This window comes from Mucilaginibacter sp. P4_C11 (genome assembly GCF_056402115.1).
The window spans coordinates 42,245-58,146 of sequence record NZ_JBFUIA010000015.1 but is presented as its reverse complement, the minus strand read 5'-3'; the positions used below and the strand labels follow the sequence as shown (position 1 = coordinate 58,146).

Below are 15,902 nucleotides of genomic sequence, written 5' to 3'. Positions count from 1 at the left end.
CTGAGCCTGTCGAAGGGTCGCGCGGAGAGGCCTTTGCCCGCCATGCTTCGACAGGCTCAGCATGACAACGCTCTTTAGTATGTCATTTCTCCTTCGGAATTTCGCGAAATTTTACCACTCAGGATGACATAAAAAAGAGAATGTCATCGTAGCTCAAGCCGCGATGACATTCTCTTTTTATTCCCATTTTAATCCGTCATCTGCACATCTGAAATTTGCACATCTGCACATCTAAAGGGGACCTACACCACCATATTCACAATCCGGCCTTTAACAACAATCACCTTTTTAGGGGCTTTGCCGTCAAGGTATTTTTGCACATCTGCGTTGGCCAATACGGTTTCTTCTATCTCTTTTACTTCCAGGCTTAGCGGGATGTTAAGGTTCATTTTCATTTTACCGTTGATAGATATTGGGTAAGCAAAATCATCCTCAATTAAATAAGTGCTGTTGAACTTAGGGAACGGCGCGTAAGATAAAGTACCGGCCGGGTTACCCAGTAAAGTCCATAACTCCTCGCAAATGTGTGGGGCGTACGAGGATAGGATGATCACCATATCCTGCAATATCGCACGGTTATTACATTTCAAATCGGTTAACTCATTTACGGCTATCATGAAACTGGATACCGAAGTGTTGAACGAAAAACGCTCGATATCTTCCTCCACCTTGCGGATGATCTTGTGTAATGATTTTAATTCTGCTTTTGAAGGCTCGGCACCCGATACGCTAAATTCCCAGGCATCGTTATGAAACAACCGCCAGAATTTACGCAGGAATTTAAACACACCCTCAATGCCGTTGGTATTCCATGGTTTGCTTTGTTCCAGCGGGCCAAGGAACATCTCGTACATGCGTAGGGTATCGGCACCGTAACGTTGGGCAATGTCGTCCGGGTTAACAACGTTGTAGTAACGTTTCGACATTTTTTCAACCTCTACGCCGCAGATATATTTGCCGTTTTCTAAAATGAATTCAGCATCTGCAAATTCAGGCCGCCATTGTTTAAACTTGTTGATGTTCATCACTTCGTTCTCTACAATGTTTACATCAACATGCAAAGGAGAGGTTTTGTATTCCTTAATTAAACCATGAGATACAAAAGTGTTTGTTCCGCGGCCTTCTTCGTCTATCAAACGATAAACAAAATTACTGCGGCCTTGAATCATCCCCTGGTTAATCAATTTTTTAAAAGGTTCTTCTTCTCCAACTTTGCCAATATCCTTCAAAAACTTGTTCCAGAAACGGCTATACAACAAGTGGCCTGTAGCGTGTTCGCTGCCGCCGATGTATAAATCAACATCCTTCCAATAAGCGATAGCTTCCGGCGAAGCAAACTCTTTATCATTGTGCGCATCCATATAACGGAACCAGTACCAGCTAGATCCAGCCCAGCCGGGCATGGTCGAAAGCTCGTAAGCATAACCGGCTTCGTCTTGATTCTTGATTCTTGATTCTTGACTCTTGTAGCTCCATCCTTCAGCGCGACCCAAAGGCGGTTCACCGCTTTCAGTCGGCAAATATTTATCAACTTCGGGCAATAACAACGGCAAGTGACTTTCCTCAATTAAATAAGGTAAACCATCTTTAAAATAAACGGGAACGGGTTCGCCCCAGTAGCGTTGGCGGCCAAAAATGGCGTCGCGCATCCTGAAGTTGATTTTTGCCTTACCGGCGCCAACCTCTTCCAGTTTGGCAATAACGGCAGCGGTACCCGCTTTATAATCCAACCCGTTCATGAATTCCGAGTTGATATAGGTGCCTTCCTTGGTTGAGTCGGCCTCGGTTTCTATCTTTTGGGTGTCAAGAATCTGTACTATCGGCAAATCAAAATGTTTGGCAAATAAATAGTCGCGCTGGTCGCCGGATGGAACGGCCATAACCGCGCCGGTGCCGTAACCAGCCAGTACGTAATCGGCAATCCAAATCGGGATTTGCTGGCCGTTCAGCGGGTTTAAAACATAGCTGCCGGTAAAAGCACCCGAAACCGTTTTGGCATCAGCCATCCTGTCAAGTTCCGATTTCTTTTTGGTTACCGCTATATAGGCATCAATATCTGCCTTTTGCTCCGGGGTGGTTAAACTGGCCACCAACTCGTGCTCGGGCGCTATCACCACAAAGGTTACACCGAAGATGGTATCCACGCGGGTGGTGAAAACCTCTATATGAGTTGCGTGGATCGGGTAGCCAGTTGCGGGTTTGGAATCTCCCGAACCTCGAACCTCGCCACCCGAACCCGCTATTGGAAAACGAACCGATGCACCGGTGCTCTTGCCAATCCAGTTGCGCTGCATTTCTTTCAAAGGCTCGGGCCAGTCAATGGTGTCCAGGCCTTGCAACAGTCTTTCGGCATAGGCGGTGATACGCATGCTCCATTGCATCATCTTTTTTTGCTCAACAGGGTAGCCGCCGCGCTCGCTAAAGCCGTCTTTTACCTCATCGTTGGCCAATACGGTACCAAGGGCGGGACACCAGTTTACGGTACTTTCGCGCAGGTAGGTAAGGCGGTATTTCAATAGTTCGGCCTGCTGGTCCTGGTTGCTCATCGCTTTCCAGTCTGCAGCAGTAAAACTCAATATTTCTTCATCGCATACGGCATTAATACCCGCCGACCCGTTTTGCTCAAAATGTTCAACCAGTTTAGCAATGCTTTCGGCTTTATCGGCATCCTTATTATACCAGCTATTAAACAGCTGCATAAAAATCCACTGGGTCCACTTATAATAATCGGGCGAACTGGTGCGCACTTCGCGGCTCCAGTCGAACGAGAAACCAATCTGGTCCAGCTGGCGGCGATAGGTAGCAATATTATCTTCGGTAGTTACCGCCGGGTGCTGCCCGGTTTGTATGGCATACTGCTCGGCCGGTAAGCCAAAGCTATCGTAACCCATGGGGTGCAATACGTTAAAACCCTTAAGGCGCTTGTAACGTGCAAAAATATCAGATGCAATATACCCCAGCGGATGGCCCACATGCAGCCCCGCACCCGATGGGTAGGGGAACATATCCAGCACATAATACTTGGGTTTGGTGCTTTTATCTTCGGCTTTAAACGTATTGTTCTGGGCCCAAAACTGCTGCCACTTTTGCTCTATATCTTTAAATTGATAGTCCATTTTGTTGGTTATACGTATGAGGTTGCGAAATTAAGAAAATCTCTATTAGTATGGTAGTTTATTGGCGATTAGTTGATTGCTATAAAAACAATACAAAAAACGGCAGTCATGTGTTACTTATTGACGTTCACTTTCGTAATGGTAATTAACAACATAGGGGCTATCGTAAAATTTTGCAACCCGAAGTGTTTTTCCCGGATGGAAATATTGGAGGTATCTATAAGTCATTTAGCTAACGGGTTGATAGTGATATGAATATATGTTAATAAATTAACCCAACTTATTTTACAATTAGCCGTAATAGAGTTAAATTTGGTCAATATTTTTAAAAACTTAAACATGAAACACAATTACAAACTTACCTTGATAGCCGTTGCAGGCCTTGTTTTAACCTGTTTTGGTTGCCGCAAGTTAAAAGATGACGGTACAACAGCAAACACAGCCGATCCGACGGTAGTAAGTACCGAGATTGCTTCAAACCTTAGCGAAGCCTTATACGGAACCCAAGGCGGCTTCAGTATTTCTGACGGATTAGATTATCCATCAAATATCGTCTTTAAATCTAAAGGCAAAGCAAGGATCGAATCTGCGGGCAATTTTGGCTGCGGTTTCAAAATTGATACTACCTTTTCGCTAAAACTGGGTGATAGCGATACTTCAAAACTCGACCTTTGGGAAAAAATCAAATACGAAGTTTTATGTACCAACAGCAAACCATCGAGCATCACGGTTAACGATAGTTTAAACCTGGTATTAGTTGGCGGCGGTGCCAATATCACCGAAAAATATGGCAAAAATTTTGTTTTAAAAAGCCTTAATCCCGGAGTTAGTAACCTGAAACTGCAGTTAGATGGTGCTTTAAATGCGTATGTAAATGGTACTTATACTGAGGCCGGGAAAGCAAAAGCTATATCCGCATCATTCAACTTTAAACTAACCGGCCTAATGATAGACCGCGCTGCCGACGCCGATATAACCGACGGCCACGCGTCATTTACAACCAAAGGAACTTACGAAGGCAAAACCTGGAACTACAGTGGCACCATCACTTTCCAGGGTAATCATAAAGCACAGTTTACCATTAACGGTAAAGTTTATACTATAAATATTAAAACCGGGCAAGTGTTATAAATCAGCTTGCCAATCTAAAACCCCCGTTTGCCTTTATTGGTAAACGGGGGTTTTTGCTAACAGACGTTTTGAAAAAGACAACTGGGGCGGTATGCAACGTGCAATAACTAAATATGCTGTCATAAATGGTTCTTATCGCCAATACCGCAGGCCAGCCGTCGGGACATTTTACAATTCCAAAATCGTATACTTGTTAAACTATAAAACGCCAGATACTAATGCCAGTCAAAAAGTTCCCCCTTCAGGGGGGCAGGGGGCTTCGCCTCATTTCAAACCTCACCTTCCAGGTACTTATAGCTATTGCCCTGGGCGTAGTGGTAGGGCTAAACTTTAAGGGCTTTGCTCCAACAGCCGAGTTAATCAGCAAAACTTTTATCAGCCTGATCACCATGCTGATTGCGCCAATCATATTTTTTACCATTGTGCTGGGTATTGCCGGTATGAGCGATATGAAAAAGGTTGGCCGGGTAGGAGGGAAGGCTTTGCTTTATTTTGAAATAGTAACCTCTTTTGCCCTTATTATAGGTGTTACGGTTGCCAATATCATAAAACCGGGTGCCGGTTTTCAAAATCATACCATTACCGATACAACAGGTAAACTTGCCGTGTATGAAAAAGCAGCATCTGAAATGCACTGGGGCGATTTTATAGCCCATATAGTGCCCGGTAACGTATTTGAAGCCTTTGCTAAAGGCGATATTTTGCAGATTTTATTTTTTGCCATACTGTTCGGCGTTGGTCTGAGCCGTATGGGCGAAACGGGGCAAGCGGTTATCAGTTTGTTTGATAAACTATCCAAAGTGTTTTTTAATATCATGAAAATAGTGATGAAGGTTGCCCCTTTGGGCGCTTTCGGGGGGATGGCATTTACCATTAGTAAGTACGGCGTAAAAACCCTGCAGCCGCTGGCTATATTAATGGGCTCGGTTTATCTTACCATGTTCCTGTTTATTTTTGTGGTGCTCAATATCATTTGCCGCATTTATAAATTCAGCCTGTGGCAATATCTTAAGTATATTAAGGAAGAGATTCTGATTGTGTTAGGCACGTCTTCTTCCGAATCGGCACTGCCTGCCATGATGGAAAAGCTGGAAAAGTTTGGCTGCTCTAAATCTGTGGTGGGCCTGGTTATCCCAACAGGGTATTCCTTTAATTTAGATGGTACCACTATTTACCTATCTATGTGTGTGATATTTTTGGCGCAGGTTTTTAATGTGCCTTTGTCGCTGGCGCAGCAGTTAACTATAATTGGCATCCTCATGATTACATCCAAAGGTGCAGCAGGTGTTACCGGCAGCGGGTTTATTGTGCTGAGCAGCACGCTCGCGGCTATTAAAATTATCCCGGTAGAGGGTCTGGCTATATTGATTGGGGTAGATAGGTTTATGTCGGAAGCACGGGCTATTACCAATGTGATTGGCAATGGTGTAGCTACCATTGTAATTGCCAAGAGCGAAGGGGAGTTTAACCCCCTACCCCCCTGAAGGGGGAACTTTTGATTTGCCGCCTAAAGGATTCCGGTGAACATATTAATTGGCAAATACACACAATGTGTACCAGTTAATGTATAACTTGCAATATATGACGGATTATATCACGCTTATTAAAGATTGGGTTATTGCCTTGGGCGAGAAGCACGAGGTTGACCCTTTACTTATTGGTATTCTTTATTTAGTTAGTAAGATCTGTTTTTTTTCGTTCCTTGGCTGGGTGCTCAAAACTTTCAGGGCCAAAAAGCCTATCCTTATTCCGCTGTTGCTTGCGTCGCTTAGTTTTAGCCTGCCTTATCTTTACCTCATCATTGCAGGCCGCAATATTTCCATTTGGGTATATGTGTTTATTGGTTTAATGTTTGTTTACGGAGGGTTTTCCATCTGGAAGAAAATTACCGCCAAACCCAATCCTGCTTAGGGCCTCACTGATAGCTTCAGCTAATTGATAGGACTACATTAATGTATATTCGTTGACAATACCACAATAGGTGAAAGGTTAAAAGCCCCGCTTATAATACGCCTGAATTGCTGAGAATGGTGGCTTACACTGATAAAGAGTAGGTTAAACCAGTATACTGCAATTGGTATATAATACTTTATTTATATTTGCGCGTTAGCCTGAACCTGATTACCGGCCGGGGTTTACCGCAGTCAATTTAACTCATGCATACCCTGATACCCAAATTATGATAGATATCAACAACTATATTAACAGTGGTAACCTTGAACAGCATTGCTTTGATATTTTTGACGAGGAACGCGCCCGGGAGGTTGTAGCTTTAAGCCAGGAACATCCCATGATTAGGCAGGAGCTGGAAAAAATTGAAGATACGATTGAGAAAATTGCCGAAAGCGCGGCCATTACACCTCCGGCAAGGCTCAGGAACAGCATATTGGCAGCTTTGGGTTTCCCGGGCGACGCCATCGATATAGAAAATTTGCCCGCGACCGACGAATACTCCAGTTATACTGCCTGGCTTAGCGCAGTTGAACACCTTTTACCGGCCGAACCCTTCGATGATTTTTTTGCACACCTGCTGCGCCAGGATGAACATATTGCCCAAACCCTGGTAGTAACTAAACTAAATGTGCCCGAAGAGGTACATGAAGAGGTATCCGAAAGCTTTTTTATATTGAAAGGACAATGCGCCTGCACCGTTGGCGATAAAGTATTTACGCTTAATCCCGGCGATCACCTGGAAATTCCATTACATGTTAATCACGATATAGAGATACTGTCTCCTTACGTTATTGCCATTTTGCAACACCGCTTTGCCTGATTTTGACTGTGATGGAAACAACTCTTTCAGAAAAAGAACTCATCGGTGCTATGGAGAAACGCGATCCTTCGAGTGTTGGCGCCTTATATGATAGCTATGCAGCCACCCTTTTTAAAATCATTTGCTGCCATATCAGCGACAGGCAAACAGCAGAAGAAATACTGGCAAGTACCATATTGGAGATTTGGGCAAACATTCAATCGTATCATCAACAGGATAAACGCCTGTTAATCTGGATGGCCGGGATAGCCAGGAACCGGGCATCACGGGCACAAATAACCTAAAGTGGGTGTGATTAAGCAAGCGCAATTGGCACAGATGTACCCTTACCTGCCACCCGAAAAAATAGTGTAAACCGGCGCAGCTGTTAAAGCCATCCAATATCAAAACGTCACTTTTATGTTATCATACTAAATTATTCCCCTATTAAATTATAATGGGGTTTGACATTCGGCCAAAAACTTTAGATTTGCCGTACTAAACGAAAAAACCAATGAGTGTTCTGGTAAATAAAGATTCAAAAGTTATTGTACAAGGTTTCACCGGTAAAGAGGGCAGCTACCACGCCGAGCAAATGATTGCTTATGGTACCCAGCTTGTTGGTGGTGTTACACCTGGCAAGGGCGGCCAAAGCCACCTGGACAGGCCTGTTTTTAACACAGTTAAAGACGCGGTTGACCAAACCGGCGCCGATGTATCTATCATTTTTGTACCTCCTGCCTTTGGCGCGGATGCCATTATGGAAGCTGCCGAGGCTGGTATTAAAGTTATTGTTTGTATTACCGAAGGTATCCCTACAAAAGATATGATTGCGGTAAAAGAATATTTAACCGATAAGGATGCGCGCCTTATTGGCCCCAACTGCCCGGGTATTATTACTGCCGATGAAAGTAAAATTGGTATTATGCCAGGCTTTATCTTCAAGAAAGGTAATGTAGGCGTAGTTTCAAAATCGGGTACGTTAACTTACGAGGCTGTTGACCAGGTGGTTAAAGCCGGTTTAGGTATCACTACTGCCATAGGTATTGGTGGCGACCCTATCATAGGCACCCCAACTAAAGAAGCTGTTGAGTTACTGATGAATGACCCGGATACACATGGGATTATCATGATTGGCGAAATTGGTGGCGGTATGGAAGCTGATGCAGCCCGTTGGATTAAAGAATTTGGTACTAAACCAGTTGTAGGTTTTATTGCAGGCCAAACCGCGCCTCCGGGCCGCAGGATGGGCCACGCAGGTGCAATTGTTGGCGGTGCCGACGATACAGCTGCAGCCAAAATGAAAATTATGACCGAGTGCGGTATCCGCGTAGTAGAATCGCCTGCCGAAATTGGTGCTGCTATGGCAGAAGAATTGGCAAAGTTAGCTTAAAGCGGAAAGCCAAAGGCACAAAGCTGAATAATATATTTAAATCCTGGTCATTTTTGGCCGGGATTTTTTGTGTATGATACATGCTATCCTGAAAATTCTTAAATTCTGAGAATTCTGATTCAGACAGTCAGCTAAATTCTTTAATTTAGGAACATCAGCTTTAAAACTTTGCCATGATTAAAAAAAATCTGCTCTGGTTATGTTTATCCTTAGGCCTTACAGCCACCGCCCAAACCTACAAACCCGCTGCCTTTACCGATCCCGACAGGCTGAAGAAAATAGAAGCCACTTACCCGGTGATAGACCAGATTTATAAAAAATATGCCGAAGATAATCATTGGCCCGGTGTGGCCTATGGCATTATTGTAGATGGTAAACTGGTGCATACGGTGGGGCTGGGCTATACCGATGTGCCCAATAAAATACCGGCTACGCCAAAATCAGCCTTTCGCATTGCCTCTATGACTAAAAGCCTTACGGCCATGGCCATTTTAAAGCTTCGCGACGAGGGTAAGCTCAAGTTGGATGATCCGGCTTACCTGTATATTTCCGAAATGAAGGGTACTAAATACCTTACTAAAGATGCTACGCCCATAACCATACGCCACCTGCTTACCCACGCTGCCGGTTACCCGGAAGATAATCCCTGGGGCGACAGACAACTGGCCGTAAGCGATGCCGAACTGGTGGCCATCTACAAAAAAGGTGTTTCGTTTTCCAATAACCCCGGGCAGGGGTATGAGTACAGTAACCTGGGWTTTGCCACACTGGGTTACATCATCAAAAAAGTATCAGGAAAAACCTACGAGACTTATATTACCGACAATATCCTGAAACCACTGGGTATGACACATACCTACTGGGAGTACACCCAAGTACCTAAAGAACAGCTGGCCCTTGGCTACCGCTGGCTGGATGATAAATGGGTTGAGCAACCTTTGCTGCACGACGGTGCTTACGGTGCCATGGGTGGCCTGATTACCACTATTGAAGATTTTAGTATTTATATGGCCCTGCACCTGGATGCCTGGCCGCCAAGGGATGATGCCGAAACCGGCCCCATAAAACGCAGCTCCATCCGCGAGATGCAGTACCCCTGGGATGTAAACTATTTAACAGCCAATGCCAAAACAACTACAGGCCGCCCTTGCCCCAATGTGAGCGCTTACGCTTACGGGTTACGCTGGGCCAAAGATTGTGATAACCGGGTTTATATTGGCCATACCGGTGGTTTGCCGGGTTTTGGCAGCCAATGGAACATTATGCCCGATTACGGTATCGGCGTGGTGTCGTTCGCCAATTTAACGTATGCCCGGGCCGGCTATCCCAATACACAGGTGTTGGATACTATAATGGCTATCACCGGCATAAAACCCCGCCAGTTGCCGGCCTCATTGATATTGGAGCAACGCAAAAACGACCTGTTGAAAGTTATTGCCGATTGGAGCAAAGCCAAAGAAAGCGGCATTTTTGCTGATAACTTTTTTATGGACTACTTTCCTGATAAATTAAAAGTTGCAGCCGCAGCCGCCTTTGCCAAAGCCGGGAAAACAGTAAGTATTGGCGATGTAATGCCGGAAAACCAACTGCGCGGCTATTTTATTATGAAGGGAGAGAATGCCAATATTAAAGTGAGCTTTACGCTCACGCCCGAAAATCCTCCGTTGATACAGGAGTATCATTTGGATTTGGTAACGCCGTAGTGTTAAGTCAACAGTACGGCGTCGAAAGTCTAAAGTTGTTTTTTTTCTCTTTTGACTTAGAACTTAAGACTTTGGGCTAAGGAATATCCGTCAATTTATCGTTGATACGACAGTTGTTTATCCGGGTCAGGATACTCCGTTTACTTTAAACCAGATGATGGTTTCGGTAGTTAAATTTATTTTCAGGTTAAAATAGCAGCTTCCTCCGTCCATCACCCTGACAATATTTTTTCGCCAATAATTTTTGTCATTATCTGGGCGCCAGTCATCTAATTTACAAAAGCAATTTACCCAAACTTCTTTTTCGCCCTTTGCATTAATTGCCGCGACAATTTGCTTATAGTAACCGGATGGCGATTTGATCTTGGGGTCATAAGCAACCGAGCCGGGGTACTTTTTTGTATTGGCCAGGTTTTGTTTGTAAATTTTTTCGCTATCGGTATTGTATTGACTAATCGCCTCGCTAATCAAAAGGTTTGCTTTTTCTATCTCATCAGGCGAGAGCACAACCGGTTTTGCACCTTCATCAAAATACTTACTTACCATGTTTTTCTCCAGGTTTAAAATAGCAAGTTTTGACGTATCGGCCTGTAGGCCTTGTATATGAACCGAATGTGGTAAAGCCAAATGTTGCTTTGGTTTACCAACTGTTAAAACAAATGTTAATAATAGCAGGTATGGATTCATAGCAACAAGGTAGCCTTAATTTTTGGTATTTATTGTGCAAGTCAATCCAATGTAAACATCACCTTCAATACATTTATGCCTTTAAAATTATCGTATCTTTATGTAGCAGAGGGAGTGAGCAACTCAATAATTCACTCCATCAATAATTCAATAATTAAAATGGAATACAATAAATTAACACCCGAAGAAGAATATATCATACTGCATAAGGGTACCGAAAGGCCTTTTACCGGCTCGCTATTAAACAACCATGCGCAAGGTTTATATGTTTGTAAACGCTGCGACACACCCTTATACACTTCCGAATCAAAATTCGAATCGCATTGCGGCTGGCCAAGTTTTGATGATGAAATTCCGGGTGCTGTAAAAAGGGTGCCCGATGCCGATGGCCGCCGGGTTGAGATTGTTTGTGCCAATTGCGGCGCCCACCTGGGTCACGTTTTTGAAGGCGAATACCTAACCCCAAAAAATACCCGCCATTGTGTAAATTCGGTATCAATGAAATTTGTTCCAGTCGCATAACTTTCTTAAAACTTTTAGGAATATCCCGTTTGGTTTTTGCCCTGCGGGGTATTTTGTTTTTCCACATTTGTTTTTTTGAACCGCTTTTTCAGCTCAATTTCGAGATTGTTATCAGTCTTTAGCAAAGGCGTTATTTATTTTTCAATAACTGTCTGTGTTAAGTAAAGTAATTTGTAATGTTAAATTATTGGTTTGGCCCTGTTTTTACACTATGCATTTGGCGGGCTCATTTTAATTAGCTGTAATCAAGTCTATTAATTTTCTTTCAACAACGGGGCGATAAAAATAAATCGACAAAGTGTTAATAACTCGGGCGTTTGTTAAAAACTATCATTAACAGCATACCAACTCAAACATTAACTTTGTTCTACAAGGTAATAAAAAGGTATTCAACAGACAGTCGGATGTATTCATCATCCAGCAATGCAAACACTTAACTGTCAGGAATTTACATACTAAAAAATGTGATTGGCCAAGCCTGATCGCAGGAAAAAGGAGCTTTATTTTTTAATAAGGCCGGGGTTGGTGTCTGATGTCACTAAAGGAATAATAAAACGGAAAAAAACAGATACCAAATGATACAGGAAGACGAAATTTTACTGAGAGAGAACAAAGACAGGTTTGTGATACTGCCTATCAAGTATCCGGCAATTTGGGAAATGTACAAAAAAGCTGAAGCCAGTTTCTGGACGGCCGAGGAGATCGATCTTTCGGATGATATGAAGCACTGGGAAAACCTGAATCCGGGCGAGAAGCATTTCATTTCGCACATACTGGCTTTCTTTGCCGCCAGTGATGGTATTGTGAACGAAAACCTGGCCGTAAATTTCATGAGCGAGGTGCAATTGCCCGAGGCCCGTTGTTTTTATGGCTTCCAGATCATGATGGAAAACATTCACTCAGAAACGTATGCCCTGTTAATTGATACATATATAAAAGACCCGGCCGAAAAAGACCGCCTGTTTCATGCTATTGACACCATACCGTGTGTAACCAAAAAAGCCGAGTGGGCGCTGCGCTGGATAAACAACGGCAACTTTGCCGAGCGCTTGGTTGCTTTTGCGGCGGTTGAAGGTATCTTCTTTTCGGGTAGCTTTTGCTCTATCTTCTGGCTTAAAAAACGCGGCCTGATGCCGGGCTTAACTTTCAGCAATGAGTTAATTTCTCGTGATGAAGGCTCGCACTGCGAATTTGCCTGTTTATTATACAAAATGCTTAACAAGCGCTTAAGCGCCGAAGCCGTTACTAAGATTATTACTGATGCGGTTGAAATAGAAAAAGAATTTGTTACCGATGCACTGCCCGTTAACCTGATTGGTATGAACGCCAAAATGATGGGCCAGTACATTGAATTTGTTGCCGATAGGTGGCTTGGCGAACTGGGCTATGAAAAACATTACGGAGCCAGCAATCCTTTCGACTTTATGGAGATGATATCGCTGCAGGGCAAAACCAACTTCTTTGAAAAACGGGTTGGCGACTACCAGAAAAGCGGCGTATTAAACAACGCCGAAAGCAAAGCATTTTCTCTTGATGAGGATTTCTAAGAGTAGTATCAAGTAGTTAGTATCAAGTATCAAGATACTAAGTTAGATCACAAATATAGGTTCGGCGGCGAACAAAGTTTTCCTAATTGACGCCGGTTAAAAAAAGAATAAGAGTTAATAATATATATACGTAAACGAGTTGGTACAGGTCTTGCTACTTGATACTAACTACTAAATATCCATTAAAACATGCTTGTAGTAAAAAGAGACGGTAGAAAAGAGTCGGTAAAATTCGACAAGATCACGGCACGTATTGAAAAACTGTGCTATGGGTTCAACCTGGTTGACCCGATTGATGTGGCAAAAAAGGTAATTGAAGGTTTGTTTGACGGTGTAACCACGTCAGAACTTGATAACCTTGCTGCCGAGACTGCTGCATCATTAACGACGAAGCATCCCGATTATGCTTTACTGGCATCGCGCATTGCAGTATCAAACCTGCATAAGAACACTATCAAGTCGTTCTCGGAAACTATGCGTATCCTGTACAACTATGTGGATGGCAAAACCGGTAAAAATGCCTCGTTAATTGCTGATGACGTTTGGGAAGTGATTGAAAAGAATGCCGAACTGTTAGACAGCACCATCATTTACGACCGCGATTTTGGTTTTGATTATTTTGGTTTTAAAACCCTTGAAAAATCGTACCTGTTAAAAGTAGATGGTAAAATTGTTGAGCGCCCGCAACACTTGTTTATGCGTGTATCTGTTGGTATCCACAAAGAGGATGTAGAAAGTGCTATCAAAACTTACCACTTAATGAGCGAGCGTTGGTTTACACATGCTACGCCTACTTTATTTAATGCCGGTACTCCAAAACCACAAATGTCGTCATGCTTTTTATTAACCATGAAAGATGATAGCATTGATGGTATTTACGATACTTTAAAACAAACAGCAAAAATATCACAAAGCGCAGGTGGTATTGGCTTAAGCATTCACAACGTGCGTGCTACAGGTTCATACATCAGCGGCACAAACGGTACCAGCAATGGGATTATTCCAATGCTGCGGGTATTTAACGATACTGCCCGTTATGTTGACCAGGGTGGCGGCAAACGTAAAGGCGCTTTCGCTATTTATTTAGAGCCATGGCATGCAGATATCTTTGAATTTTTAGATCTGCGTAAAAACCACGGTAAAGAAGAAATGCGTGCCCGCGATTTGTTTTACGCCCTTTGGGTATCTGACCTGTTTATGCAGCGCGTTGAGGCCAACGAAGAGTGGAGCCTGTTTTGCCCGCATGAAGCACCAGGCCTGGCCGATTGCTTTGGCGAAGAGTTTGTTGCCCTATATACCAGGTACGAAAAAGAAGGCCGTGCACGCCGTACCATCAAAGCACAGGAATTGTGGTTTGCCGTATTGGATGCCCAGGTTGAAACCGGCACACCATACCTGTTGTATAAAGATGCTGCCAACAGCAAATCAAACCAGCAAAATTTAGGTACTATCAAAAGTTCAAACCTTTGTACCGAAATTATGGAATACACCGATGCCAACGAGATTGCCGTTTGTAACCTGGCTTCATTAGCATTACCACGCTACATTAACAATGGTACATTTGATCATAACAAATTATATGATGTTACTTACCAGGCTACTTTAAACCTGAACAAGATCATCGATTATAATTATTACCCGGTTAAAGAAGCCGAATACTCAAACCTGCGTCACCGCCCTATTGGTTTAGGTGTACAGGGTTTGGCAGATACTTTCATCCAGCTGCGTATGCCGTTTGAAAGCGATGAGGCTAAACAACTGAACAAGGAAATTTTTGAAACCATTTACTTTGCTGCCATGACGGCTTCAAAAGACCTGGCTATCAAAGATGGTGCTTACGAAACCTTCCAGGGCTCGCCATTATCAAAAGGTAAATTCCAGTTTGATTTATGGAACGTATCGCCTGCCAGCAACCGTTGGGATTGGGAAAACCTGCGCCTTGATGTAATGAACCATGGTGTGCGTAACTCACTGTTAGTAGCGCCAATGCCAACAGCATCAACATCACAAATATTGGGTAACAATGAGTGCTTTGAGCCATATACCTCAAACATTTACACCCGCCGTGTATTAAGTGGCGAGTTTATTGTGGTAAACAAATACCTGCTGCGCGATTTGGTTAACCTTGGCTTGTGGACGCCTGCTATGAAAGATAAGATTATCACAGCAAACGGATCTGTTCAGGATATTGCCGAAATACCATCAGCTATTAAAGAACTGTACAAAACAGTTTGGGAAATTAAGATGCGTAATATCATTGATATGGCTGCCGATAGGGGTGCTTATGTTTGCCAATCGCAATCATTAAACCTGTTCATCAACGCGCCAAACGCTTCAAAACTAACTTCAATGCACTTCTACGCATGGAAAAAAGGCTTAAAAACAGGTATGTACTACCTGCGTACACAAGCCGCTTCGCAAGCCGTTAAATTCACCGTTGAAAACCAGGGCGGATCAAACATGGAGCCGGTTATCCCTGACCATGTAGACCAAATGGCCGACAACGTACCAGAAGGCCCAAGCTGCTCGATGGAAGAAGGTTGCGTTACCTGTTCTGCGTAAGTAGTCGGGAAAGTCCGAAAGTCGGGAAGTCAGAAAGATAAAAGAAGACCGGAAGCGTAGTAGCTTACCGGTCTTTTACATTATTAGTAGTCGGAAAGTCCGAAAAGTCCGAAAGATAAAAAGACCAGTAAGCTTCGTAGCTCATTGGGCTTTTATATTTAGCCTACCGTTAACTTCTGAACTTTCCGACTTTCTCTCTTTTACATTATAATGATCTGAAAAGCTTTTATTTGCTATCAAACTTGTCGACCTTTGACAAAACAACTTTCGGACTAAAAAATGCACCCCAAACACGAAATCATCCGTTGCGAACGCTGTGAGGCTCCTTTTGAATGTAAAGCCAATTCATTCACCAAGTGCCAGTGCAGCACTGTACAGCTTACCCTGAACGAGGTGCAGTATGTGAGCGAGCTGTATGAAGGTTGTTTGTGTGCTAATTGCCTGCTTGTTGTGCAGCAGGAATATAGAGTTGGGATGGGTATCGAATAA

The 15,902-nt window shown here is 43.5% G+C and carries 13 protein-coding genes; 11 read left to right on the top strand and 2 right to left on the bottom strand.

Annotated elements, in window-relative coordinates:
- Positions 1-242: 242 nt before the first annotated feature.
- Positions 243-3,116 carry a leucine--tRNA ligase gene (leuS, locus tag AC1DU2_RS15250; protein WP_477385173.1) on the bottom strand — a complete coding sequence of 958 codons (2,874 nt, stop codon included), beginning with the start codon at positions 3,114-3,116 and terminating at the stop codon, positions 243-245.
- A gap of 339 nt (positions 3,117-3,455) precedes the next feature.
- On the opposite strand from leuS, the gene AC1DU2_RS15245 reads away from it, so the two are divergent.
- The 7 genes from AC1DU2_RS15245 (at position 3,456) to AC1DU2_RS15215 (ending at position 10,095) form a co-directional block, all read left to right on the top strand.
- Positions 3,456-4,247, top strand: a complete 792-nt coding sequence (locus tag AC1DU2_RS15245; RefSeq protein ID WP_477367684.1) for a hypothetical protein — start codon at positions 3,456-3,458, stop codon at positions 4,245-4,247.
- 218 nt (positions 4,248-4,465) lie between these two features.
- Positions 4,466-5,731: a C4-dicarboxylate transporter DctA gene (dctA, locus tag AC1DU2_RS15240; RefSeq protein ID WP_477385172.1), complete on the top strand. Its 1,266-nt coding sequence runs from the start codon at positions 4,466-4,468 to the stop codon at positions 5,729-5,731.
- A gap of 97 nt (positions 5,732-5,828) precedes the next feature.
- A complete protein-coding gene (locus AC1DU2_RS15235; protein ID WP_147052632.1) occupies positions 5,829-6,158 on the top strand; it encodes a hypothetical protein in 330 nt (109 codons plus the stop codon).
- A gap of 268 nt (positions 6,159-6,426) precedes the next feature.
- Positions 6,427-7,020, top strand: coding sequence for a cupin domain-containing protein (locus AC1DU2_RS15230; protein WP_477385171.1), 594 nt, complete (start codon positions 6,427-6,429; stop codon positions 7,018-7,020).
- A gap of 11 nt (positions 7,021-7,031) precedes the next feature.
- Positions 7,032-7,304 carry an RNA polymerase sigma factor gene (locus AC1DU2_RS15225; protein WP_477367693.1) on the top strand — a complete coding sequence of 91 codons (273 nt, stop codon included), beginning with the start codon at positions 7,032-7,034 and terminating at the stop codon, positions 7,302-7,304.
- 209 nt (positions 7,305-7,513) lie between these two features.
- Positions 7,514-8,392, top strand: coding sequence for a succinate--CoA ligase subunit alpha (gene sucD / locus AC1DU2_RS15220; protein ID WP_274212389.1), 879 nt, complete (start codon positions 7,514-7,516; stop codon positions 8,390-8,392).
- 173 nt (positions 8,393-8,565) lie between these two features.
- Entirely contained in the window at positions 8,566-10,095 is a 1,530-nt protein-coding gene (locus AC1DU2_RS15215) for a serine hydrolase domain-containing protein (RefSeq protein ID WP_477385170.1), read from the top strand.
- 126 nt (positions 10,096-10,221) lie between these two features.
- On the opposite strand, the gene AC1DU2_RS15210 is transcribed toward AC1DU2_RS15215, so the two are convergent.
- Positions 10,222-10,782, bottom strand: a complete 561-nt coding sequence (locus AC1DU2_RS15210; RefSeq protein WP_477385169.1) for a hypothetical protein — start codon at positions 10,780-10,782, stop codon at positions 10,222-10,224.
- A 159-nt stretch (positions 10,783-10,941) separates the two neighbouring features.
- Here AC1DU2_RS15210 and AC1DU2_RS15205 point away from each other — a divergent pair, with 159 nt between their 5' ends.
- The 4 genes from AC1DU2_RS15205 to AC1DU2_RS15190 all read left to right on the top strand — a co-directional run bounded on the left by AC1DU2_RS15205 (position 10,942) and on the right by AC1DU2_RS15190 (position 15,902).
- On the top strand, positions 10,942-11,304 hold the full coding sequence (locus AC1DU2_RS15205; protein WP_477385168.1) for a methionine-R-sulfoxide reductase: 363 nt from the start codon (positions 10,942-10,944) through the stop codon (positions 11,302-11,304).
- A 575-nt stretch (positions 11,305-11,879) separates the two neighbouring features.
- A complete protein-coding gene (locus tag AC1DU2_RS15200) occupies positions 11,880-12,851 on the top strand; it encodes a ribonucleoside-diphosphate reductase small subunit (RefSeq protein ID WP_192910129.1) in 972 nt (323 codons plus the stop codon).
- 189 nt (positions 12,852-13,040) lie between these two features.
- A complete protein-coding gene (locus AC1DU2_RS15195) occupies positions 13,041-15,413 on the top strand; it encodes a ribonucleoside-diphosphate reductase subunit alpha (RefSeq protein ID WP_477366668.1) in 2,373 nt (790 codons plus the stop codon).
- 279 nt (positions 15,414-15,692) lie between these two features.
- The gene (locus AC1DU2_RS15190; protein ID WP_477385167.1) at positions 15,693-15,902 is read left to right on the top strand and encodes a cysteine-rich CWC family protein; all 210 of its coding nucleotides are present in this window, start codon (positions 15,693-15,695) and stop codon (positions 15,900-15,902) included.

Bases quoted from the DNA above. Each gene is read 5' to 3' on its own strand.
- leuS (WP_477385173.1), bottom strand. From the start codon at position 3,116: ATGGACTATCAATTTAAAGATATAGAGCAAAAGTGGCAGCAGTTTTGG.
- AC1DU2_RS15245 (WP_477367684.1), top strand. From the start codon at position 3,456: ATGAAACACAATTACAAACTTACCTTGATAGCCGTTGCAGGCCTTGTT.
- dctA (WP_477385172.1), top strand. From the start codon at position 4,466: ATGCCAGTCAAAAAGTTCCCCCTTCAGGGGGGCAGGGGGCTTCGCCTC.
- AC1DU2_RS15235 (WP_147052632.1), top strand. From the start codon at position 5,829: ATGACGGATTATATCACGCTTATTAAAGATTGGGTTATTGCCTTGGGC.
- AC1DU2_RS15230 (WP_477385171.1), top strand. From the start codon at position 6,427: ATGATAGATATCAACAACTATATTAACAGTGGTAACCTTGAACAGCAT.
- AC1DU2_RS15225 (WP_477367693.1), top strand. From the start codon at position 7,032: ATGGAAACAACTCTTTCAGAAAAAGAACTCATCGGTGCTATGGAGAAA.
- sucD (WP_274212389.1), top strand. From the start codon at position 7,514: ATGAGTGTTCTGGTAAATAAAGATTCAAAAGTTATTGTACAAGGTTTC.
- AC1DU2_RS15210 (WP_477385169.1), bottom strand. From the start codon at position 10,782: ATGAATCCATACCTGCTATTATTAACATTTGTTTTAACAGTTGGTAAA.
- AC1DU2_RS15205 (WP_477385168.1), top strand. From the start codon at position 10,942: ATGGAATACAATAAATTAACACCCGAAGAAGAATATATCATACTGCAT.
- AC1DU2_RS15200 (WP_192910129.1), top strand. From the start codon at position 11,880: ATGATACAGGAAGACGAAATTTTACTGAGAGAGAACAAAGACAGGTTT.
- AC1DU2_RS15195 (WP_477366668.1), top strand. From the start codon at position 13,041: ATGCTTGTAGTAAAAAGAGACGGTAGAAAAGAGTCGGTAAAATTCGAC.
- AC1DU2_RS15190 (WP_477385167.1), top strand. From the start codon at position 15,693: ATGCACCCCAAACACGAAATCATCCGTTGCGAACGCTGTGAGGCTCCT.